The organism is Shinella lacus, from assembly GCF_010994755.1.
GTDB lineage: Bacteria > Pseudomonadota > Alphaproteobacteria > Rhizobiales > Rhizobiaceae > Shinella > Shinella lacus.
On the sequence record NZ_WHSB02000013.1, the window covers coordinates 95,553 to 115,731 of the forward strand.

The following is a 20,179-nucleotide window of genomic DNA, read 5'->3' on the forward strand; positions in this document are numbered from 1 at the left end:
GCCTCGGCACCGGTGAGGGGCAGGGCGTCGCCGCAATCGTCCAGCAGCGCCGTAACCGCAAAACCGCTGAGGCATAAGATATGGTCCGCTTCAAAAACATCCTTGGCTTCATTTTCCTGCTGATCTCGGCCGCAGCAGGCGGCATTGCGATGGCACAAGGCGCGGGCGAGCGCTTCGCCGGCGAGGCGAGCCTCGGCGCGCAACCTGCGATTCCGATCCATATCGAGTTGCACAGATCGGGCGAGGCCGTGACCGGAACGGTGTCGATCCCGGGCGCCACGTTCGAACTGGTCGACGCAGCGGGCGGAAACGCGATTGCCGGGCGCTTCCAGGGCCAGGGCGGAAGCGGCGCCCTGACCTTGAACATCGCCGGAGACGACCTCACCGGTGCCTTCGATCTTGCAGGCCAGCCCGGAACAATCACGGCGCATCGCACCGCCGCGGACGCTGAAAGCTTCTTCAGGCCTCCCGAACAGCGGCTCGACCTGACGACCGCCCAATGGACGGAAGATCTCGACCGGCTGGTGACAATCCTCACCACCGAGCATGCATCTCCCTTCCATCGGGTGTCGCGCGCGCAGTTCGAGCAACAGGCATCGGAATTGCGCGCCGCGCTTCCCAAGCTGGACGGTCCTGCGGTCGCCGTGGAATTTCGCAGGCTTGCGGCGCTGATCGGCGATGGACATACGTCGGTGGCTCTCTCAAATGGGCGGCCGCGCCTGCCTATTGAATTCTATTGGTTCGAGGATGGGCTGCGTGTCACGGGCATTTCCGGATCACAAAGCAGCGCGCTCGGCGCCAAGTTGATCGCTGTCAACAATGTGGCTGTCAGCGACGTCACCGAGCGGCTTCGCGCTCACATCCCGCAGGCGGAGACTCAATGGCACTTTCGCGCAGGCGTGCCGGCTCTGCTGGCCAATCCGGACGTTCTTCGGGCGATCGGGCTGGGGGCGGGGCCGGCCTATACGTTCAACTTAGAGACTGAGGACGGCACGCAAAAGTCTCTCGACATGACCGCGGCAACCGAAACGGGGGCAGACGCCACGCTGAGCGGGGATGTGCCGCTCTGGCAACGGAACGAGGAGCAAGCCTTCTGGAGTGAGCGGCTTGCTGACGGCAGCGTCTATGTGAACTGGCGATCCTATGATGGTCTTGCCGACAATATGGCGGCGCTGCTGCGAAGGCTGGACGCGGAGCACCCGCACAGGCTGATCATCGACCTGCGCGACAATGACGGCGGCGATTTCAATATCGGGCGTATTTTCGTCGAAGAGATAAAGCGCCGCCCCTGGCTCAACCGGCGCGGCGTTCTCTACGTGATGATCGGCCGCAAGACATTCTCTGCGGCGATGACGAATGCCGTGGATTTCCAGCGCTCGACGGAGGTCATTCTGGTCGGCGAACCCGCCGGCGCGGCGCCCAACAACTGGCAGGAGGTGCGACGGTTCACTTTGCCGAACTCGGGTCTCAGTGTCGGCGTCTCCACACGCTATTACGAGTTCCTTCCCGGCAAGGCGGATCTCGTTCCCGATCTCAGCATCCCGCCCGAGCCGAGCGACTGGGGCAGCCCGGAGGACGCCGGTTTGCGGCTTGTCCTGGCCCAGCCGGTTCCGTAGGTGTTCGACATGTATTCATCCGAACATGACGTCGTCATCGCCGGAGGTGGCCCGACGGGGCTGATGTTGGCGGGTGAACTGGCATTGGCGGGCGTGGATGTCGCCATTGTTGAGCGGCGCATAAACCAGGACGTCGAGGGCTCGCGCGCGAGCGGGTTGCATCCGCGATCGATCGAACTGCTCGACCAGCGTGGCATCGCCGACCGCTTCCTGTCGCAGGGAGAAAAACACGGCGTCGTGCTGTTTGCCGGCGCCGTTCTCGACGCCAGCGACCGGCCGACCCGTCACAACTACACGCTCGCGCTGTGGCAGGCCAAGATCGAGCGCGGCCTCGCCGACTGGGCGTCCGAGCTGGCGGTTGAGGCCTATCGCGGCTGTGACGTAACGGGCTTCGTGCAGAATGATACGTGCGTCGATGTCGCGTTAAACGATGGACGGACATTGCGATCGAAATATCTCGTCGGCTGCGACGGTGGCCGCAGCCTGGTCCGCAAGACGGCCGGCATCGACTTCCCGGGATGGGATCCGGCCATCAGCTACCTGATCTTCGAAGCCGATATGGCGGACGACCCGGCGCTTGGCATGCGGTATGGCGAAAGAGGTGTTTACGCCCTTGGAAGGCTGGAGGACGGCAAACGCGTGCGCGGCGTCGTGACCGAGCAACGGCTCGAACGGGGCGACAAGCCCACGATCGATGCGCTTCGCGGGGCGCTCATCGCCGCTTACGGATCGGATTTCGGCGTCCACGACATCACCTGGCTGTCGCGATTCACCGATGCGGCGCGCCAGGCCGCCGCCTACCGGGAGGGGCGCGTGTTGCTGGCCGGTGACGCCGCGCATGTGCATTCTCCCGTCGGCGGGCAGGGCCTGAACATTGGCCTCCAGGACGCCGTCAATCTGGGTTGGAAGCTGGCACAGGTGGTCAAGGACATTTCTTCGGAAAGCCTGCTCGACACCTACCATGCCGAGCGGCATCCGGTCGGAGCAGCCCTGCTCAAACAGACCCTGGCGCTCACGGCGCTCAATCGCGGCGACGAGCGAACGAATGCCTTGCGCGAAATGATGGCGCAAGTCATGCAGATGGACGCGCCGCGCCTCTGGTATTCCGCAATGATGTCCGACCTCGACATTCGCTACGACCTCGGCAAAGGCCACCCGCTGCTCGGCCGCCGCATGCCCGATCTTGATATTCTCACGGCCGACGGGCCGACTCGGGTTTTCACCCTTCTGCACGATGCGCGGCCGGTGCTGCTCAATCTCGGAGAGCCCAACACTCTCGGCATCGCCGGCTGGACAGATCGCGTCAAGCTGATCGACGCGAAATTCGAAGGGGTGTGCGATCTTCCCGTGATCGGCGTGGTACAGACTCCCACCGCCGTGCTGATCCGGCCCGACGGGCACGTCGCCTGGGTGGGAGACGGAAGCATTACAGGTCTCGATGATGCACTGAGAACCTGGTTCGGCGAACCCGCGATCGAATAGTATGAGGCTGCGAGAATGTTGGCCGGCCTGGCCGATTTATCCAGATCCCCAGCCCCGATCGTGCTTTCGGCAATGCGATGACTCGTTCGCAAGTTCATATTTTATTAAATTTGTTTGCAAACACTCATTTTCGGGGATGGGTAAAAACTCGGGGGATGCGCGTTGTTGCGCGAAAGAACTCGGACTGGAGACAGCCATGCCCACCGACCAGCATACCATCCTCGTCGTGGAGGACGAGCCGCTGATCCGGCTTGTTCTGATTGAGGCATTGCAAGATGAAGGTTATCTTGTGCTCGCTGCTTCCAGCGTCTTGGAGGCGATTGGCCTTATGGGAAAATTTCCGCATATAGATGGCCTTGTGACGGATGTGGATTTGCCGGGCGGTTTGAGCGGCCTTGATTTGCTCGAGCTGTTCAGCCAGTGCCGGCCGACCGCCGCCCAAATCGTTGTCTCAGGCGGGAATGATCTGAAGGAAGGGCATATGTCGGCTCGTGCTCGGTTCTTCTCGAAGCCCTACAGCCTTGATGATATCATTGCCGAACTCGACTGCCAGATCGCAGTGACCAGCGCGATCCTGCACCGGCAGGCGCGGTAGCAGCAGCTAAACGTGACCGGGCAGGTCAGCGGCGGTCGAAATGGGTGCGTAGCGATACGTGCGTCTGTACGGTCGCGATGCCGGGCGTTGTTGCGATCTGGCGGCGTATGGTGTCAAGTTCGGCGTTCGAGGCGCATTCGATGAGCAGCATCAAGTCCGTGGGGCCGGCGAGCGACCAGCATGTCACGACGTTCGGGATTCCGCTGAGATGCGGCACGATATGATCGCAGTTGCGGCCCGGCTGGAAGCCGATCGCGACGAGCGCCTCGACACCCGGTCGTTCCCTCTCCGTACCGAGTTTCACGGTGTAGCCGGCGATCACGCCGTTTGCCTCCAGCCGGCGGATGCGTTCGTGCACCGCGCTGCGGGAAAGGCCGACATGGCGCGTAAGCTCGATAAGGCTCATGCGGGCGTCGGCGCGTAGCGCCCCCAGGAGCAGCCTGTCCTTCTCGTCCAAATCGTTCATCCGGATAACTCTTCCTCCGGCCGGACGAGTGTCCGGTCATCCGTCACCTTGCTGCGCGAAAGCGGACGAAAAAGCAACTAGCGTCGGTCATCGTTTGAAGGAGAGATATCGATGCCGACCATACCGCAATCCGCCGTGCTGATCCCGATCGACATGCAGCGGGCGTTCGATGAGACCGCGTGGCCGCAACGTTGGAACGGCAAGGCGGATGAGAACGGCCTTGCCTTGCTCGGCGCGTGGCGTGCCACGGGGAGGGCCATTATCCATGTTCGCCATGACAGCGTCGAACCGAATTCCACGCTGCGGCCGGAACGGCCGGGCAATGCCTTTCGCCCGGGCTTCGAGCCGCAGGCCGGCGAACCCCTGGTGACGAAAAGCGTCAATGCCGCCTTCATCGGCACCGATCTCGACCTTCGCCTGCGCCGCATGGGCGCGGACACGGTCGTGCTTTTCGGGATTTCGACCGATATGTGCGTGTCGACCAGCGTCCGCGTGGGCGCGAACCTGGGTTATAGGATCGTTCTCATTGAAGATGCCTGCGACTGTTTCGACCTGCCGGACGGGGAGGGCGGGACGATTGCCGCGCGGGACGTGCATCGCGCCCATGTCGCGACGCTGCGGCAGGAGTTTGCTACGGTTTTGAGAACGGGCGATGCACTGTCGTTGGTTTTGCCGTAGGCGCGCCGCGACGGGCGGAACCCAGTCGAAATGGCAGGCCGGACCGCTCCCGGGAGCTGTTTCTCATGCAAGGGGATGATCCCCTTGGACGAGAACCGGGAGCGAACTGGACGTAAACGTCAGACGGCGATGCGGCGCGCAGCCTTGTCGCAGGCTTTGCGGTCCGAGCCGAACTGAGCCACGATCTTGGTGGCGTCCTCGACGCTGATGCGATGCTTTTTCGCGAGTGTCTTCACGTCATAGCCCTTCGCTGACGCAGACGCGTCATTCATATTGCTCATGGATTTTCTCCTTGGGGGTTAGGAAGGCGGTAACGCCGTGCGCGACGCGCTCTGTTCCTCTTCGCATATATGGTGCCTGTGCGCCATTCCCACAAGTCCAACCGGGGCTGTCGTCGAGCTATAATGCCGCGCCGGACTTGCCGATTGGTTTTCGACCGCGGCCTCGACTGTCCGTTTAGCCCTTGTCTTTGCCGTCAATAGTATGATTGACTTACGATAATGACGTCCGTCCAGGCGGATGGCGAAGGTCTATTGTCAGAAACGGGGAACGCCAATGAACAGGGAAAAGACAATGAACCGCATGCGTCCGCTGCTTGCCGGCGCGGCCTTCTCGCTGCTGCTCGTCTGCGGCGGCACGGCACCGGCCTTCGCGGAAACGCCGGCGGATACGCTGGTCCAGGCCTGGGCGATCGACGATACGATCACGCTCGACCCGGCCGAATCCTTCGAACTGTCGCCGGCGGAATTCATCGGCAACGCCTATGACATGCTGGTGCGCCTCGACATCGCCGACACGACGAAGGTCAAAGGCGGCATTGCCGACAGTTGGACCGTCTCCGACGACGGCCTCACCTATACGTTCAAGCTGAAGCCGGGCATCAAGTTCGCCTCCGGCAACCCGATCACCGCCGAGGATGTCGCCTGGTCCTTCGAGCGCGTCGTCAAGCTCGACAAGAGCCCCGCCTTCATCCTCACCCAGTTCGGCCTGACGGGCGACAACGTGACGGAAAAGGCCAAGGCGGTCGACGAAAACACCTTCGTCTTCACCGTCGACAAGTCCTATGCGCCGAGCTTCGTGTTGAACTGCCTGACCGCCACCGTCGGCGCCGTGCTCGACAAGAAGCTGGTGATGGAACACGCCGAGGCCAAGACGCCGAGCGATGAATACAAATACGACACCGATTTCGGCTATGGCTGGCTCAAGACCAACTATGCCGGCTCCGGACCGTTCAAGATCCGCGACTGGCGCGCCAACGAAATCGTCGTGCTGGAGCGCAACGACAATTATTATGGCGAAAAGCCCGCGCTGACCCGCGTCATCTACCGCCACGTCAAGGAAAGCGCCACGCAGCGCCTGATGCTGGAGGCCGGCGACGTCGATGTGGCCCGCAACCTGGAGCCGGGCGACCTGGAGGCCGTGTCGAAGAACGCGGACCTCACGACCGCCAGCGCGCCGAAGGGCACGGTCTATTACATCAGCCTCAACCAGAAGAACGAGAATCTCGCCAAGCCCGAGGTTCGCGAGGCCTTCAAGTATCTTGTCGATTATGACGCGATCGGAGCGACGCTCATCAAGGGCATCGGCGAAATCCGCCAGACCTACCAGGCGAAGGGCGTGCTCGGTGCGCTCGATGCGAGCCCCTACAAATTCGACGTCGCGAAGGCCAAGGAACTTCTGGAGAAGGTGGGCCTGAAGGACGGCTTCTCCGTTACCTTCGACGTGCGCAACACGCAGCCTGTGACGGGCATTGCCGAATCCTTCCAGCAGACGGCCGGGCAGGCAGGCGTGAAGATCGAGATCATCCCGGGCGATGGTAAGCAGACGTTGACCAAGTATCGCGCCCGCAATCACGATCTCTATATCGGCCAGTGGGGCATGGACTACTGGGATCCGAACTCGAATGGCGAAGCCTTCACCTCCAACCCGGACAATGGCGACGATGCATCGGTCAAGACGCTCGCCTGGCGCAACGCCTGGGATATTCCGGAGCTGACCGCCGAATCCAAGGCGGCCCTTCTGGAGCGTGACAACGCCAAGCGTGCGGCAATGTATGAAAAGCTCCAGCAGCAGGCGCTGGAGACCAGCCCCTTCGTGATGATCTTCCAGCAGATCGAGGTGGCGGGCGTGCGCGGCAAGGTCAAGGGCTATAAGCTGGGGCCGAGTTTCGATTCCAACCCGCTCGCGCCTGTCTCCAAGGAATAACCTTCCTTGAGCATGGCTGAAATGCGAAAGCCGGCAGGGCGCGCCAAACGGCGCGCTTCTGCACGGCTGAAATCGGTGGCGGGCTTCCTCGTGGTGGTCGCCACCACCTATCTCGGCCTGCTCGCGGTCACCTTCTTCATCGGCCGCGTCGTGCCGATCGATCCGGTGCTGGCGATCGTCGGCGACCGGGCGCCGGCCCATGTGATCGAGCGCGTTCGGCAGGAAATGGGGCTCGACCTGCCATACTACCAGCAGTTCTGGCTCTATATGACCGGCGTGCTTCGGGGTGATTTCGGCACCTCGGTGCTCACCACGAATCCCGTCATGGCCGACATCCGTCGCGTTTTCCCGGCAACCATGGAGCTTGCCACGGTCGGCACGCTCATCGGCGCGTTTTTCGGCATCCCGCTCGGCGTGCTTGCCGCCGTCAAGCGCGGCAGCCTCATCGACCAGGTGGTGCGCATCGTCGGCCTCATCGGCTATTCCGTGCCGATCTTCTGGCTGGGCCTGCTGGCGCTGCTCGTCTTCTACGCCCGCCTCGGTTGGACCTCCGGCCCCGGACGCATGGATGTGGTGTTCGAATATACGTTCACGCCCGTCACCGGCTTCTTCCTGCTCGACGCGATCATTACCGGCGACTGGGCCGCGTTGCGTGACATCGTCTCGCACATCATCCTGCCGGCCTCGCTGCTCGGCTATTTCTCCATGGCCTATATCAGCCGCATGACGCGCTCCTTCATGCTGAACGAGCTTGGTCAGGAATATATCGTCGCCGCGCGCGCCAAGGGCCTGTCGGAAACCCGGATCATCTGGGGCCATGCGCTGCGCAATGCGGCAGTGCCGCTCGTCACCGTCATCGCGCTCTCCTATGCCGGCCTGCTGGAGGGTTCTGTCTTGACGGAAACCGTCTTCGCCTGGCCGGGGCTCGGCCTCTACATCACCAATTCGCTGCAAAATGCCGACATGAACGCGGTGCTGGGCGGCACCATCGTGATCGGCTCCGTCTTCATCGCCATCAACCTTTTGTCCGACGTGCTCTACCGCATGCTCGACCCGAGAACGAGGACACGATGAGCGAGACCGCAATGACCCGCCGAGAATGGCTCCTGACCGACCGGCCGCAATCGCGCCTGCAAGCCCGGCTCGGCCGTGCCTATGTCGCCTGGCGGCGTTTCACCGCCAATCGGCTCGCCGTCGTCGGCCTGCTGATCATCCTCGGCATGGTCTTTCTCGCCATCTTTGCGCCGCTGCTTGCCCCCCATTCGCCCTATGTCGGCGATCTCGCCAAGTCCCGCCTGATGACGCCGGGGCCGGCGCATTGGCTCGGCACGGACGACCAGGGCCGCGACATCCTCTCGCGCCTCATTTACGGTTCGCGCCTCACCTTGCAGGTCGTGCTGCTGGTGGCGGTCATCGCGGCGCCCATCGGCCTTCTGGTCGGCACGGTCGCCGGCTATGCCGGCGGCTGGGTGGATGCGGTGCTGATGCGCATCACCGATATCTTCCTCGCCTTTCCCAAGCTCGTGCTGGCGCTCGCCTTCGTCGCCGCACTCGGGCCGGGCATCGGCAATGCGATCATCGCCATCGCCATCACCTCCTGGCCCCCCTATGCGCGCATCGCGCGGGCGGAGACCCTGACGGTGCGCAACTCGGACTATATTCTGGCGGTGCAGCTGATGGGCGCCTCGCCCTGGCGCATCGTGCTGCGCCATATCATGCCGCTCTGCATTTCCTCGCTCATCGTGCGCGTGACGCTCGACATGGCGGGCATCATCCTCACCGCCGCCGGCCTTGGCTTCCTCGGTCTCGGCGCGCAGCCGCCGCTGCCCGAATGGGGCGCGATGATCGCCTCCGGCCGCCGCTTCATCCTCGATCAATGGTGGGTCGCCGCTGCACCGGGCTTTGCCATCCTCGTCGTCAGCCTCGGCTTCAATCTGCTCGGCGACGGCCTTCGCGATGCGCTCGATCCGCGCGGGAGCGGCCAATGAGTGCGTTGCTCGAGGTTGAGGATCTGCGCGTTTCCTTTCCGACCCGCACCGGCGTCATCGAGGCCGTGCGCGGCGTCTCCTTCACGCTCGGACGCGAGCGGCTCGGCATCGTCGGCGAATCCGGCTCCGGCAAGTCGCAAACCGGACGCGCCATCATGGGGCTCACCGCCGAGCACGGCGTGATCGATGCGAAACGCTTGGAATTCAGCGGCATCGACCTTCTCAAGGCCTCGAAAGCCGAGCGACGGGCGCTGCGCGGCAAGCGCATCGCGATGATTTTGCAGGATCCGAAATACTCGCTAAACCCGGTCATGACCATCGGCCGCCAGATCGTCGAGACGCTCCGCACGCATGAGCGGGTTGGGCGGGCGGAGGCGCGCAAACGCGCACTCGACATGCTCGCGGCCGTGCAGATCCGCGATCCCGAGCGCGTCTTCGATCTTTATCCGCATGAGGTTTCCGGTGGCATGGGCCAGCGCGCGATGATCGCCATGATGCTGATTGCCGGCCCCGAACTCCTGATCGCTGACGAGCCGACCTCGGCGCTCGACGTGACGGTGCAGCTCGACGTCCTCGCGATACTCAACCGGCTGGTCGCCGATCGCGGCATGGGCCTGATCTTCATCTCGCATGACCTGCGGCTCGTCTCCTCCTTTTGCGACCGCGTTATCGTCATGTATGCCGGCCGCATCGTGGAGGAATTGCCGGCGGCAAGGCTTTCCGAAGCCCAGCACCCCTATACCCGCGGCCTGCTCAACTGCATGCCCGAGATCGGCGCCGACCGGCACCCGCTGCCGGTGCTCGACCGCAGGCCGGAGTGGAGAACATGACGCCGGCTCTCGCCATCGACGGGCTTGGCGTGGCCTTCGACGATTTCGTGGCGCTGGAGGATGTGAGCCTGTCGGTTGCGCCCGGTGGTTCCTTCGGGCTGGTGGGTGAATCCGGCTCCGGCAAGTCGACGCTGCTGCGCGCGGTCGCCGGCCTTGCGCCCGCTTCCGCCGGCACCATCGCGGTCGACGGCAAGGTCCTCGGCAGCAAACGCGACAAGGCCTTCTATCGCAAGGTCCAGATGGTCTTTCAGGACCCCTATGGCTCGCTGCACCCGCGCCAGACGGTGGACCGGCTCCTGCTCGAACCCCTCGCAATCCACGGCTTCGACGATGCCGAAGACCGCATCGTGCGGGCGCTGGACGAGGTGGGGCTCGGCTCCGGTTTCCGCTTCCGCTATTCGCACCAGCTTTCCGGCGGCCAGCGCCAGCGCGTGGCGATCGCCCGCGCGCTGATCCTCGAACCCTCCATCCTGCTGCTGGACGAACCGACGTCGGCGCTCGATGCCTCGGTGCAGGCCGAGGTGCTGAACCTGCTCGAACAGCTACGCGCCGCGCGCAATCTCACCTTCGTCATGGTCAGCCACGACCTCGCCGTCATTACCCACATGTGCGACCGCCTGATGGTCATGCAGAACGGCCGCACGGTGGAACAGCTCACGGCCGCGGATCTCGCGGCGCGCGAGGTGACGCAGGATTACACCCGCGGCCTGCTCGCCGCCAGCGAAGGTTTTCGGCGCGACGTTTGAGGGGCCTGCCGGGCGTACCGGCAGGCCGTTGGTTATGCCGCCTGGCGGACGAGAACGCCGAGCGCCGTCGTGATCAGGCGGGCGAAGGTCAGCGCGCCGATGCCGTCGACGTCCCGTTCCGGCATGAACTCGACGAAATCCATGGCCGCAATCCGGCCGCGCCCGGCGGCACCCTTGATGAGATCGACGGCCTGGTAATAGCTGAGGCCTCCCGGCGCGCGGCCGATGACGCCCGGAACGATCGACGGGTCGAGCGCATCTGCGTCGATGCAGATGATGATGTTGCTGCCTTCCGGGATGAGATCGAGCACGGCGCCGACGCCCTGCCGGTGCAGCTCGTATGCGGTCACGAATGTGACGCCCCAGGCGAGCGCGTCTTCGTAGTCGCTGGTTGCCGCCGAGCCGATGCCGCGCGCGCCGACCTGGATGATCCGCTCGACATGCGGCATTTCCGATGCGCGCCGCATGGTGGAGGAGAGGCCTAGGCGCTCGCCCATGTGGATTTCGCGCCAGTCGATATGGGCGTCGATCTGCAGGATCGTGAATTTCTGGTCGCCGGCCGAAGCGCCGATCGCCTCGATCATCGGGATCGGGATGGAATCGTCACCGCCGACGAGCACCGGCACGGCGCCCCGCGCCCGCACCTTGCTGACAGCCTCAGCAATCCGCGCACGGTTACCGGCAGTGTCGGCCTCGTCGAAGGGCAGGTTGCCGCAATCGACCGGCCGCAGGTGCGGAGCGGGGAAGACGGGGCCGCCGTGATCGAAGTCGTGGCGGTCGACATTGGCGGTAAGCGCTCCCGTCGCCTTGCGCAAGGCATCCGGCGCATTGCGGCAATAGGCGCCGACGGAGGCATAGGGCGTGGCGCAGGGCGCGCCGATCAGCGCCACCGGCGCGGACAGCGCATCGAGGTTGTCGCAGGCCGCAAGGCCGAGGAAGGTCGCGGTTTCGGCAGCCGCGCCGAAGAGCGCGCCGAGATCGGGCTTTTCATTCATGGATGGTCCTCCTGTGTTGCGGCGTTCAGCCGGAAAATGCTCTGGATGGATGGGGGTGGCGGCGATCAGCCGATCCGGCTTTCGAGATAGCCGGCCCAGCGCCGCTGGATGAGCTGGAAGCCGGAAACCAGCACGAATGTCAGTGTGAGGTAGATCGCGGCGGCCGTCACATAGGGCTCGAACTGGATGTAATAGTTGAGGGTGATCCGGCGCGCGACGCCGGTCGTCTCAAGCAGCGTCACGGTGCTGGCGAGCGCTGTTGCGTGCAGCATCATGATCATCTCGTTGCCGTAGAGCGGCAGCGACCGGGTCAGCATGCCGGGAATGAGGATGCGAAAAGCCTGCGCCCGGCGCGACATGCCATAGGCCCGCGCCGCCTCGATCTCGCCCACCGGAATGTGACGCAGCCCGCCCGCGAAGATTTCCGTGCTGTAGGCGGTCGTGTTGAGCACGAAGGTGAGAAGCACGCAGACCATCGGGCTCGAAAGCCACGGCCAGAACACGCTGGCCCGGATGAGCTCGAACTGGGCAAGACCGAAATAGACGAGGAACAGCTGCACGAGCAGCGGCGTGCCGCGGAAGACCAGCGTATAGCCGAGGACGGCATAGCGCACCGCCGGAACCCGGCCGTTGCGCAGGAAGGCCAGCGGCACGGCGAGCACGAAGGACAGGGCCAGCGAAACGACCGCGAGAAGCAGCGTCAGCTTTGCCCCTTCGGCGTAAAGCGGGAGGTTTTCGGCGATGACGTCCCAGTTCATGGCGCAAGCTCCCGAAGGCCGATCTCGAAGCGGCGCGCCAGCAGCGCCAGAAGGATGAGGGAGAAGACCGTCACGAACAGATAGAACCCGGCAGCGATGAGATAGAAGGTGAAGGGCATGCCGGTCGCCTCCGCGGCGCCCTTCGCGCGAAACATCACGTCCTGCAGCCCGATCAGCGAGACCAGCGCCGTCGCCTTGGCGAGGACCAGCCAGTTGTTGGTGAAGCCGGGCAGGGCGAGACGGATGAGCTGCGGCAGGATGATACAGACGAACATGCGCCGCCGCGTCAGGCCGTAGGCGATGGCGGCCTCGATCTGTCCCTTGGGAATGTTCTGCAACGCCGTCTTGAACGTCTCCGTCATATAGGCGCCGAAGATCAGCCCGAGCGTGGCGATGCCGGCGACGATCGGAGGAAACTCGACGCGCGCGTCGATGCCCATCGCGTCGATCCACTGGTTGAGCAGGGCCGGCAGGCTGTAATAGATCAGCAGCATGACGACGAGGTCGGGAATGCCGCGCACCACGAAGGTGTAGGCCGAGGCGATCGTCCTGAGCAGCCGGTTGCCGGAGAGCTTGGCGAAGGCGGCCCCCATGCCGAGGATTGTCGCCACAACGAGCGAGGCCACGGCCAGCAGCAGGGTCGTCGACCCCGCTGCCAGGATCGTCGCGGTGAATGCGGCGACCATTCCGGTCATTGACCGAAATATTTGGCGTTGATGGCGTCGAGCTTGCCGTTTTCGCGGATGATGGCGAGCCCCTTGTTGACGCTCTCGACGAGGGCCTCGTTCTTCTTGTTGATGGCAATTGCCACCCCTTCGCCGAACTCCTTGGCGTCCGCGCCGGTCAATTGCGGCCCGACGAGCTCGAAATCCTTGCCCGCATCGCTGTTCAGGAAGCCATGGATGACCTGAGCCTGGTAGCTGATATGCAGGTCGGCGCGGCCGGCCGTAAGCTCCAGATAGGGCGCGCTGCCGGTGTCGTAGCGCGTGATGGTCGCCGTCGGGTAGTGGCTGGTGACATAGGCGTCCATCGGCGTGCCGGTCTGCACGGCGATCGTCTTGCCGGCGAGCCCTTCGGGCGTGATGTCGAGCGCAGCACCCTTCTTGGCGACGAAACGGAAGATCGGGCGGTCGTAGATATCGCTGAACGCAATGACCTGCCGGCGCTTCTCGGTGACGGTGAGCTGCGAGATCAGCGCGTCGTACTTGCCGTCGATCAGCCCCGGGATCATGCCGTCCCAGGCGGCGTTGAAGATGTTGCAGTCGAGTTGCGCGGCCTCGCAGACGGCCTGCATCAGCTCGATGTCGTAGCCGACGAGCTTGCCTTCGGAATCGATATATTCGAACGGCGGGAACGTGGCGTCGGTAGCGATATCCAGCGTCTCGGCGGCCTGTGCCGTCGTCAGGGTCGCGGCCACGATCATGGTGGCGCACAGGGATTTGAGAATAGCCTTCATTGTTCCGTCCTCTCGGGTTTGGTTATCGTCTGGATTTTGGGGATCGCCGGCGTTTAGTGCTGGAGCCGGCCGGCCAGGAACTGCTGCAACCGCGGGCTCTTCGCCTCGGTGAAGATGGCGTCCGGCGTGCCTTCCTCCTCCACCCGTCCCTGGTGGAGGTAGACGACGCGGCTGGAGGCATGGCGCGCAAAGCCCATCTCGTGGGTGACGACGATCATCGTGCGCCCTTCCTCCGCAAGCGCCTGCATGACGCGCAGGACCTCGCTGACGAGCTCCGGATCGAGCGCCGAGGTCGGCTCGTCGAAGAGCATCACGTCCGGGTTCATGCTGAGGGCACGCGCGATCGCCACGCGCTGCTGCTGGCCGCCGGAAAGGTGGGAAGGGTATTTCTCCAGGACCTCGTGGTTGAGGCCGACCTTCGCCAGGTTGGCCTTTGCCCGCTCGATTGCGTCCTTGCGCGAAAGGCCGAGCACGCTCACCGGCGCCTCGGCGACATTCGACAGCACCGACATGTGCGACCACAGGCAGAAATTCTGGAAGACCATGGCAAGCCGGCTGCGCATGCGGCGCAACTGGTGCCGGTCATTCGCCCGCAGCATGCCGTCGCGATCCTTGACCGTCGCCAGCACCTCGCCGTTGATGGCGACGGTGCCGGTACTCGGGCGCTCCAGGAAGTTGATGCAGCGCAGGAACGTGCTCTTGCCGGAGCCGCTGGCACCGATGACGCTGATGACGTCGCCGGCTTTCGCCTGGAGCGAAACGCCCTTCAGCACCTCATGCGTCCCATAGGACTTGTGAATGTCTGTCGCGCTGAGTTTCAGCATCGGATCCCTCTTGGCGAGGCGGCTCGAACCGCTCTTCTGCTCAATTCTTTTGCCATCTAGGGACATGGCTGCATTTTGCGCAAATGACGATTCTTCACCCGATACATGATGTGAAATCATGTATCCCTCAGCCGCGTCAGGCGCAGCCGTGAAGTCGATGGAATAATTTATGATTTGCCGTCAGCTTTCGCGGGGGGCGAGACCCGTCAGGGAAGAGTTTCCCAGGAGGCATCGCGACCGAAGCGTGCAAGCAGCCAGCGCAGGAAAAGCCGTGTCACGGATCGGCCGAGGCTCGCATTGTTGCAGACCACATGCCAGCCGCCGAAGGCGTCGATGGAAAAGGAGAAGGGTTTGATCAGCACGCCGCGCTTGAGGTCTGACGCCGACAGCGTGTCGCTCACCAGCGCGACGCCGGTGCCGTGGATCGCAAGGTCGATCGCCATGCCGAGGTCGCTGCAATAGAGATGACGGGCCTGCTGGGCGAGATCGGGCTCGCCTGCTTCGGAAAACCAGCGCCGCCATTCGGACCCGTCGTCCCAGTGCAGCAGCAGGCAGTGGCGGAGATCGGCTGGTTGGGTGATCGAGCCGCCGATGCGCTCGAACAGCAGCGGGCTGCAAACCGGTGTGACATTCACATGCGCAAGAAGCGCGGACCAGCGATCCGCCCAGCCACCCGGGCCAAAGGAGATGCCGACATCGATGTCGCCGAGCTCGTGCACGCGCTGGTTCTCGACCAGGCGGATGTGGCATTCGATCGAGGGATGGTCCTGGCAGAAATCGCTGATGTGCCGGGCAAGCCAGGTATTGGCGAACATGGGCGGACACGCGACGTCGAGCCGCCCGCCGACCTGGCTCGCGTCGGAGAGGCGCATCGTGGCGGCGAGGATTTCCTGAAGTGCGGCGGACACCGTCTTTGCGAGGATGCGGCCAGCATCCGTCAGCGCCACGCCACGTCCGGCCTTGGCGAAGAGATCGCAGCCGAGCGCCTCTTCCAGGCGGCGGATCTGATGGCTGACCGCGCTGTCGGTCAGGTGAAGCTCGGCCGCCGCCTTGGCAAGGCTCTGATGGCGCGCGGCCGCCTCGAATGTTCGCAGCGTCGGCAGGGGAAGGTTGCGCAAGTCGGCCAACGGAATCAACGAACATGTGAAGGAGGATATTGCGCGCGACGATACGCGCAGTTCTGAGACCGCGCAACGCGCTTCACGGCAACACCAACATGCAGTTGGGCGCGACGAGGGGAACCCCGCGGCCTCATTTCACCATGAAGCGTGAGCTGAACGGCAGGCTTGCCGCGCCGACTGCCTTGGGGGCAGCATAGGTCTTGCCGACGATTTCGTCGATGGTGGGATTTCTTCTCGGACGAGATCGTACAGCGCCGTACAGATGCTGGCCGGGATGAAGGAGGAGAAGCAGCAGACGGCATAGGCAAACTCGTGGTCGGCGTCGGCGCGCCCTATCCGGCACCCCATCGCCGCTTGCCCCATGCCGGACCTCTGGTTCGAGGGCATGTTCGGCGACGGCTATGAAAAGTCTAAGGCGCTCGCCGATTTCATGAAGGTCGAGTACCTGTCGGCCGGAGACCACGTCTCGACCGACGGCGTGGATGGCATCCACTTCTCCGCCGAGACCAACATCACGCTCGGACACGCGATCGCCGACAAGGTCGCGGCGTTGTTCTGAGCAAAGCCACTCCGGCACCTCCCCTGCCGGAGTGGCTTACATTTCCAGCCACTTGCCGAAGAAATACGCGATCTGCTTATGCCACCACGGCCAGTCGTGGCTCGCGTCCGGCCCCCAGAAATCGACCCAGGCGGGAATGCCCTTCTCGCGCAACACGGCCTCCAGGTGACGGGTGTCCTCGATCATCTGCTCCTCCCAGGCGCCCTGGCCGCAGCAGAAGAAGAGGCGGCGCGAGCGGATCCGGTCGAGGAGATCGCCTTCGGGCATTCCTGCGAGATAGTTCACCGGCGAGTTGAAGTAGATCTGGCCGTCCAGTGCATCGCCGAAGAAATGCCGAGTGGAGTAGACGCCACTCAGCGCGATGACGCCGGCGGCGCGGTCGGGGAAGCGGAACAGGAAGTTGCTGGCGTGGAAGGCGCCCATCGAACAGCCCGACAGGATCGGCAAGCCGCCGCCGGCGGCAAGGATCTCCGGCAGCAATTCGTCGTTGATGTAGCGGAAATAGGATTCGTGGCGGGCGATGCGGGCCGGAAGGTCGTGGCCGTTGGAAAAGAAGCTCTCGCCGTCGATGCCGTCGGCGGTCCAGAGCCGGATTTCGCCGGCGTTAATGCGATCGGCGAGCGCGTTGACGCCGCCTGAATCCTCGTACTGGTAGAAGCGTCCGTTGGATGTGGGGAAGACGAGCACCGGCCGGCCGGCATGGCCGTAGGTCTTGAACTCCATCTCCCGCCCGAGGTGATGGCTGAAGCGCTTCTGATAGTCGACCTGCACCGTATTAACGCTCCACATCCTGGATGAAGCGCACGATGGCTTTCACCTCTTCAAAATCTTCCGAACGGAACTGATAGGCGAAATTGCCCATAGCCCGGCTGAACACATCCTCGATCGGCGCGCAATGCACGATCTTCTTGCCATGGGCCGCCAGAATCGCCCCGTGGTCGTTGACGTAGCGAATGTGATTCTTGCGGCTGGCATAGCCGGTATAGTAGCGCCCCGTGAAGGGGCCGGCGACCTTGTTGTTGACGACCATGCCGGCCCATTCGCGATAGACGTCCATATCGTAGGAGTAGTTGATGGCGTCGGTCATCCAGGCGCCGGGCGGGCGCATGTTGACCTCCAGCGCCACGATGCGCCCGTCCGAGCGGGTCTGGAAGAACTCGATATGGAAGAACTTTTCGCGGATGCCGAAGGCCTTGACGGCGGCGCGGCCGGCCTTTTGTACCGCGGGATCGACGAAGGGCAGGCAATAGTAGTTGAGGTGCGAATCGGCGTTGACCACGCCCATGATGCTCTGCTCGAAACGGTGGCTGGCGGCGAAGACGATCTCGCCGTCGCGGTTCACCAGCCCGTCATAGGTCAGGATGATGCCGTCGATGAACTGTTCGGCGACATAACGCACGCCGGGCTTTTTCGCCGCCTCGAAGGCGTCGAGATCCGCCTTGTCGCTGATCTTCAGCGTGTTGCTGGCGCCCGAGCCCTGGTCCGGCTTGATTACGATGGGATAGCCGACCTCGGCGATGAAGGCCTCCACGCCGGCCCGGTCGACATAGCCGTGCTGGCGGATCGTCTCGACGCCGGCCTTCTTGAAGAAGGCGCTCATCTTCGACTTCTGCTTAAGGTTCTCGATGAAATCGCTGCGGATGCCGGGAATGTTGAAATCAGTGCGAATCGCCGCGTCCTGCTCCAGCCAGTGCTCGTTGAGTGATTCGAACCGTTCGATGCGGCCCCAGCGATGGATGAAATGGCCCATGGCGCGCAGCACCTGCTCGGCATTCTCCATGTCCGCGATGCGGTAATATTCGCTGAGGGCGTTCTTGAGCTTCGGGGCGAGGCGGTCGAAGGGCGCGTCGCCGATCCCCAGGATCGTGGCGCCGGCCTGCCGGAGGCGATCGCAGAAGTCGGCATTGTTGGCGGGAAAGTGCGGAGAGAAGAACACGAATTTCACGAGGAACTGCTCCGGGAGGTGAAAGGGAATATTAGTCGAGGTCGAAATGAGAGAAAAGTGGGGTTTGGCGCCACAATCGCAGCGCAAAACCGTTTTGTCCGGCCCGCCTAAAGGCTACCGATCGCCGCGTTGACGGCCTCGATCCGGCGCAGACGCGCGCGTCCTTCGGCGCCGGCGCGAAGGCTCGCATGCACCATGATGCGGTGGCAGACGGCCGGCACGGCGGCGTGGTTGTACTTCGGGCTGCGGGCGTGGGCTGGGCGGGCGTCGCGCTCGTCATGACGGCGATCGCCTCTTTCTGCCGCACGCTGGTCGGCATCCCGGCCCGCGCATCGTCGAGGAGCATCTGCGCCTCTTCTGGGGCCTCCTGGTGGTCAGCTTCCTCATCGGCAATGTCTTCCTGCTGGAGCTGAACATTCCGCTGATCGGCCTCTGGGTGCGGCTCGACCGTTTCGAGCCCGCGCCGCAGCTCATCGGTTTCGTACTCGGGCCAATGATGGAGGAGTATTTTCGCCGCACCATGCTTTTGTCGCGCGGTGATGCGCTGGTGCTGTTGGAGCGGCCGGGTTCGGCGCTGCTGCTCGCTGCGGCGCTCCTGTTGTTTGTCGCAGCTTTGGTGCCGGTTGCACGCTGGAGGGCGATTATCCACCGCCAAACGCATGGGAAGACGGCCTGAACTGATTTTTTCCAGGCTGCGTCCTGCCCCTCGGCGGGTTGCGCCTATACTGTCGGCACGGTTCCGCCATCGATGATGTATTCCGTCCCCGTTATCGCCGAAGCTCGGTCGGAGGCAAGGAAGGCGATGAGGTTGGCGACTTCGTGCGGCTTTGCCGGCCGGCCCATCGGAATGCCGCCGAGCGCATCCATGATGATCTTCTTGCCGCCCTCATAGTCGGTGCCGGCCTGCTCTGCCAGGCGTTCGGCCAGACGCACCGCCGCCTCGGTCTCGATCCAGCCCGGCGACACCCGCGCCACGCGCACGCCCTTGGGAGACACCTCTTTCGACAGGGCCTTGCTGTAGGTCGAAAGCGCGGCCTTCGCCGCCGCATAGGCAGTCGTCGACTCCGGCAGGGGGAGGACCCTCTGGATGGAAGAGACATGGATCACGACGCCACATCCCTGAGCGACCATTTCCGGAACAAGCTGCCGATCAAGCCGGATGGCAGGGAAGAGATTGAGATATAGCTCCTTGTGCCACTCGGCATCGGTCAGCGCCGAAAAGCCGCCGCCCGGCGCCGAGGAGCCGCCGAGCATATGCACGATGATGTCGACGCCGCCAAGCCGCTCACGCACGGCGTGGGCCACGGCGGCACAACCTTCCTCGGTGGTGAGATCGGCCGCAATGAAGAGCTCTTCAGGCAGGGCCTCGGGCCGGGCGCGGGCGGTCGTGAGCACCTGCGCACCGAGCTCCCGGAACAGTTCCACGGTGGCGGCGCCAGCGCCCTTCGTTCCCGCGGTGATGAGGGCGCGTTTGCCTTTCAACGTGAGAAATCCGGTCATCAGCCAATCTCCAGTCCGACGATCCTGTCGTCCTTGACGGTGAAGGAAAAATCGAGCGTCACGGGGCTGTTGGGAAATTGTCCCGTCACCGTCGCACGGACGGAAACGTTGTCACCCGCACCTTTCGTCTCGATGGGCTCGGCGACGTGACGGTACTTTTCCTTTGCTGCCACCCACCAGCTACGGATTGCGCCCACACCTTCATGGCGGGAGCCCTCGTCGTTAACCACGGCGCTCGCGGAGAACACCGCAGCCAGGGCATCCGGGTCGTTGCGCCTGTCGGCGTCGAAATAGGCTTTCACAACGTCAGGCATATCCATCGCTTCTTCCTCATCTGTATGTTCCTCCTAGATAAGGCTCGACGATTGTATGAATAAGTGGGATAAAACGGGATGACTAATTGAACGAATCGGGA

23 protein-coding genes are annotated in these 20,179 nt (G+C 63.7%); 11 read left to right on the forward strand and 12 right to left on the reverse strand.

Features of this window, described 5'->3' with window-relative positions:
• Nucleotides 1-80 precede the first annotated feature (80 nt).
• The 3 genes from GB927_RS26240 to GB927_RS26250 all read left to right on the forward strand — a co-directional run bounded on the left by GB927_RS26240 (nucleotide 81) and on the right by GB927_RS26250 (nucleotide 3,693).
• Nucleotides 81-1,616 carry a S41 family peptidase gene (locus GB927_RS26240; protein ID WP_256120178.1) on the forward strand — a complete coding sequence of 512 codons (1,536 nt, stop codon included), beginning with the start codon at nucleotides 81-83 and terminating at the stop codon, nucleotides 1,614-1,616.
• A gap of 9 nt (nucleotides 1,617-1,625) precedes the next feature.
• The gene (locus GB927_RS26245; protein ID WP_256120179.1) at nucleotides 1,626-3,098 is read left to right on the forward strand and encodes an FAD-dependent monooxygenase; all 1,473 of its coding nucleotides are present in this window, start codon (nucleotides 1,626-1,628) and stop codon (nucleotides 3,096-3,098) included.
• A 196-nt stretch (nucleotides 3,099-3,294) separates the two neighbouring features.
• Nucleotides 3,295-3,693 carry a response regulator gene (locus GB927_RS26250; RefSeq protein WP_256120180.1) on the forward strand — a complete coding sequence of 133 codons (399 nt, stop codon included), beginning with the start codon at nucleotides 3,295-3,297 and terminating at the stop codon, nucleotides 3,691-3,693.
• A gap of 25 nt (nucleotides 3,694-3,718) precedes the next feature.
• Here GB927_RS26250 and GB927_RS26255 read toward each other — a convergent pair whose 3' ends face one another.
• Complete coding sequence (locus GB927_RS26255) at nucleotides 3,719-4,159, reverse strand: Lrp/AsnC family transcriptional regulator (RefSeq protein WP_256120181.1); 441 nt, start codon at nucleotides 4,157-4,159, stop codon at nucleotides 3,719-3,721.
• 111 nt (nucleotides 4,160-4,270) lie between these two features.
• On the opposite strand from GB927_RS26255, the gene GB927_RS26260 reads away from it, so the two are divergent.
• Nucleotides 4,271-4,837, forward strand: coding sequence for a cysteine hydrolase family protein (locus GB927_RS26260; protein WP_256120182.1), 567 nt, complete (start codon nucleotides 4,271-4,273; stop codon nucleotides 4,835-4,837).
• Between the two features lie 119 nt (nucleotides 4,838-4,956).
• Here the strand turns inward: GB927_RS26260 and GB927_RS26265 are convergent, their stop codons facing one another.
• On the reverse strand, nucleotides 4,957-5,118 hold the full coding sequence (locus tag GB927_RS26265) for a hypothetical protein (RefSeq protein ID WP_256120183.1): 162 nt from the start codon (nucleotides 5,116-5,118) through the stop codon (nucleotides 4,957-4,959).
• Nucleotides 5,119-5,410: 292 nt separating this feature from the next.
• Between GB927_RS26265 and GB927_RS26270 the strand changes: the two genes are divergently transcribed.
• From GB927_RS26270 to GB927_RS26290, 5 genes are read left to right on the forward strand one after another with little or no spacing between them, the layout of a single operon-like run.
• Nucleotides 5,411-7,042: an ABC transporter substrate-binding protein gene (locus GB927_RS26270; RefSeq protein ID WP_256120184.1), complete on the forward strand. Its 1,632-nt coding sequence runs from the start codon at nucleotides 5,411-5,413 to the stop codon at nucleotides 7,040-7,042.
• A gap of 12 nt (nucleotides 7,043-7,054) precedes the next feature.
• Nucleotides 7,055-8,116 (forward strand): ABC transporter permease, encoded by a 1,062-nt coding sequence (locus GB927_RS26275; RefSeq protein ID WP_256120185.1) that lies wholly within the window; start codon nucleotides 7,055-7,057, stop codon nucleotides 8,114-8,116.
• Nucleotides 8,113-9,030, forward strand: coding sequence for a nickel transporter permease (gene nikC / locus GB927_RS26280; protein ID WP_256120186.1), 918 nt, complete (start codon nucleotides 8,113-8,115; stop codon nucleotides 9,028-9,030). Before GB927_RS26275 ends, nikC begins: the two co-directional genes overlap by 4 nt.
• Nucleotides 9,027-9,860 (forward strand): ABC transporter ATP-binding protein, encoded by an 834-nt coding sequence (locus GB927_RS26285; protein WP_256120187.1) that lies wholly within the window; start codon nucleotides 9,027-9,029, stop codon nucleotides 9,858-9,860. The genes nikC and GB927_RS26285 overlap by 4 nt, the downstream gene beginning before the upstream one ends.
• The gene (locus tag GB927_RS26290) at nucleotides 9,857-10,606 is read left to right on the forward strand and encodes an ABC transporter ATP-binding protein (protein ID WP_256120188.1); all 750 of its coding nucleotides are present in this window, start codon (nucleotides 9,857-9,859) and stop codon (nucleotides 10,604-10,606) included. The genes GB927_RS26285 and GB927_RS26290 overlap by 4 nt, the downstream gene beginning before the upstream one ends.
• Before the next feature lie 32 nt (nucleotides 10,607-10,638).
• Here the strand turns inward: GB927_RS26290 and GB927_RS26295 are convergent, their stop codons facing one another.
• The 6 genes from GB927_RS26295 to GB927_RS26320 form a co-directional block, all read right to left on the reverse strand.
• Nucleotides 10,639-11,601, reverse strand: coding sequence for an arginase family protein (locus GB927_RS26295; RefSeq protein ID WP_256120189.1), 963 nt, complete (start codon nucleotides 11,599-11,601; stop codon nucleotides 10,639-10,641).
• A 65-nt stretch (nucleotides 11,602-11,666) separates the two neighbouring features.
• On the reverse strand, nucleotides 11,667-12,359 hold the full coding sequence (locus GB927_RS26300) for an ABC transporter permease (protein WP_256120190.1): 693 nt from the start codon (nucleotides 12,357-12,359) through the stop codon (nucleotides 11,667-11,669).
• Nucleotides 12,356-13,045, reverse strand: a complete 690-nt coding sequence (locus GB927_RS26305) for an ABC transporter permease (protein ID WP_256120191.1) — start codon at nucleotides 13,043-13,045, stop codon at nucleotides 12,356-12,358. Before GB927_RS26305 ends, GB927_RS26300 begins: the two co-directional genes overlap by 4 nt.
• A 5-nt stretch (nucleotides 13,046-13,050) precedes the next feature.
• Nucleotides 13,051-13,815: a transporter substrate-binding domain-containing protein gene (locus tag GB927_RS26310; protein ID WP_256120192.1), complete on the reverse strand. Its 765-nt coding sequence runs from the start codon at nucleotides 13,813-13,815 to the stop codon at nucleotides 13,051-13,053.
• 53 nt (nucleotides 13,816-13,868) lie between these two features.
• The gene (locus GB927_RS26315) at nucleotides 13,869-14,639 is read right to left on the reverse strand and encodes an ABC transporter ATP-binding protein (RefSeq protein ID WP_256120193.1); all 771 of its coding nucleotides are present in this window, start codon (nucleotides 14,637-14,639) and stop codon (nucleotides 13,869-13,871) included.
• 206 nt (nucleotides 14,640-14,845) lie between these two features.
• A complete protein-coding gene (locus GB927_RS26320; RefSeq protein ID WP_256120194.1) occupies nucleotides 14,846-15,757 on the reverse strand; it encodes a LysR substrate-binding domain-containing protein in 912 nt (303 codons plus the stop codon).
• A 364-nt stretch (nucleotides 15,758-16,121) separates the two neighbouring features.
• Here GB927_RS26320 and GB927_RS26325 point away from each other — a divergent pair, with 364 nt between their 5' ends.
• On the forward strand, nucleotides 16,122-16,319 hold the full coding sequence (locus GB927_RS26325; RefSeq protein WP_256120195.1) for an SGNH/GDSL hydrolase family protein: 198 nt from the start codon (nucleotides 16,122-16,124) through the stop codon (nucleotides 16,317-16,319).
• A gap of 36 nt (nucleotides 16,320-16,355) precedes the next feature.
• Here the strand turns inward: GB927_RS26325 and GB927_RS26330 are convergent, their stop codons facing one another.
• Complete coding sequence (locus GB927_RS26330; protein ID WP_256120196.1) at nucleotides 16,356-17,090, reverse strand: esterase family protein; 735 nt, start codon at nucleotides 17,088-17,090, stop codon at nucleotides 16,356-16,358.
• Nucleotides 17,091-17,094: 4 nt separating this feature from the next.
• The gene (locus GB927_RS26335) at nucleotides 17,095-18,264 is read right to left on the reverse strand and encodes an ATP-grasp domain-containing protein (RefSeq protein ID WP_256120197.1); all 1,170 of its coding nucleotides are present in this window, start codon (nucleotides 18,262-18,264) and stop codon (nucleotides 17,095-17,097) included.
• Nucleotides 18,265-18,634: 370 nt separating this feature from the next.
• On the opposite strand from GB927_RS26335, the gene GB927_RS26340 reads away from it, so the two are divergent.
• Complete coding sequence (locus tag GB927_RS26340) at nucleotides 18,635-18,940, forward strand: hypothetical protein (RefSeq protein WP_369431727.1); 306 nt, start codon at nucleotides 18,635-18,637, stop codon at nucleotides 18,938-18,940.
• A gap of 44 nt (nucleotides 18,941-18,984) precedes the next feature.
• Here GB927_RS26340 and GB927_RS26345 read toward each other — a convergent pair whose 3' ends face one another.
• Nucleotides 18,985-19,764, reverse strand: a complete 780-nt coding sequence (locus tag GB927_RS26345; RefSeq protein ID WP_256120198.1) for an SDR family oxidoreductase — start codon at nucleotides 19,762-19,764, stop codon at nucleotides 18,985-18,987.
• The gene (locus GB927_RS26350) at nucleotides 19,764-20,084 is read right to left on the reverse strand and encodes a nuclear transport factor 2 family protein (protein ID WP_256120199.1); all 321 of its coding nucleotides are present in this window, start codon (nucleotides 20,082-20,084) and stop codon (nucleotides 19,764-19,766) included. The genes GB927_RS26345 and GB927_RS26350 overlap by 1 nt, the downstream gene beginning before the upstream one ends.
• Nucleotides 20,085-20,179: the final 95 nt, after the last annotated feature.

What these genes read in the sequence shown, in the direction of transcription:
- GB927_RS26265 (WP_256120183.1), bottom strand. Translation starts at nt 5,118, where the DNA reads ATGAGCAATATGAATGACGCGTCTGCGTCAGCGAAGGGCTATGACGTG.
- GB927_RS26300 (WP_256120190.1), bottom strand. Translation starts at nt 12,359, where the DNA reads ATGAACTGGGACGTCATCGCCGAAAACCTCCCGCTTTACGCCGAAGGG.
- GB927_RS26290 (WP_256120188.1), top strand. Translation starts at nt 9,857, where the DNA reads ATGACGCCGGCTCTCGCCATCGACGGGCTTGGCGTGGCCTTCGACGAT.
- GB927_RS26310 (WP_256120192.1), bottom strand. Translation starts at nt 13,815, where the DNA reads ATGAAGGCTATTCTCAAATCCCTGTGCGCCACCATGATCGTGGCCGCG.
- GB927_RS26345 (WP_256120198.1), bottom strand. Translation starts at nt 19,764, where the DNA reads ATGACCGGATTTCTCACGTTGAAAGGCAAACGCGCCCTCATCACCGCG.
- GB927_RS26260 (WP_256120182.1), top strand. Translation starts at nt 4,271, where the DNA reads ATGCCGACCATACCGCAATCCGCCGTGCTGATCCCGATCGACATGCAG.
- GB927_RS26240 (WP_256120178.1), top strand. Translation starts at nt 81, where the DNA reads ATGGTCCGCTTCAAAAACATCCTTGGCTTCATTTTCCTGCTGATCTCG.
- GB927_RS26250 (WP_256120180.1), top strand. Translation starts at nt 3,295, where the DNA reads ATGCCCACCGACCAGCATACCATCCTCGTCGTGGAGGACGAGCCGCTG.
- GB927_RS26275 (WP_256120185.1), top strand. Translation starts at nt 7,055, where the DNA reads ATGGCTGAAATGCGAAAGCCGGCAGGGCGCGCCAAACGGCGCGCTTCT.
- nikC (WP_256120186.1), top strand. Translation starts at nt 8,113, where the DNA reads ATGAGCGAGACCGCAATGACCCGCCGAGAATGGCTCCTGACCGACCGG.
- GB927_RS26245 (WP_256120179.1), top strand. Translation starts at nt 1,626, where the DNA reads ATGTATTCATCCGAACATGACGTCGTCATCGCCGGAGGTGGCCCGACG.
- GB927_RS26295 (WP_256120189.1), bottom strand. Translation starts at nt 11,601, where the DNA reads ATGAATGAAAAGCCCGATCTCGGCGCGCTCTTCGGCGCGGCTGCCGAA.
- GB927_RS26315 (WP_256120193.1), bottom strand. Translation starts at nt 14,639, where the DNA reads ATGCTGAAACTCAGCGCGACAGACATTCACAAGTCCTATGGGACGCAT.
- GB927_RS26255 (WP_256120181.1), bottom strand. Translation starts at nt 4,159, where the DNA reads ATGAACGATTTGGACGAGAAGGACAGGCTGCTCCTGGGGGCGCTACGC.
- GB927_RS26285 (WP_256120187.1), top strand. Translation starts at nt 9,027, where the DNA reads ATGAGTGCGTTGCTCGAGGTTGAGGATCTGCGCGTTTCCTTTCCGACC.
- GB927_RS26325 (WP_256120195.1), top strand. Translation starts at nt 16,122, where the DNA reads ATGCCGGACCTCTGGTTCGAGGGCATGTTCGGCGACGGCTATGAAAAG.
- GB927_RS26270 (WP_256120184.1), top strand. Translation starts at nt 5,411, where the DNA reads ATGAACCGCATGCGTCCGCTGCTTGCCGGCGCGGCCTTCTCGCTGCTG.
- GB927_RS26350 (WP_256120199.1), bottom strand. Translation starts at nt 20,084, where the DNA reads ATGGATATGCCTGACGTTGTGAAAGCCTATTTCGACGCCGACAGGCGC.
- GB927_RS26305 (WP_256120191.1), bottom strand. Translation starts at nt 13,045, where the DNA reads ATGGTCGCCGCATTCACCGCGACGATCCTGGCAGCGGGGTCGACGACC.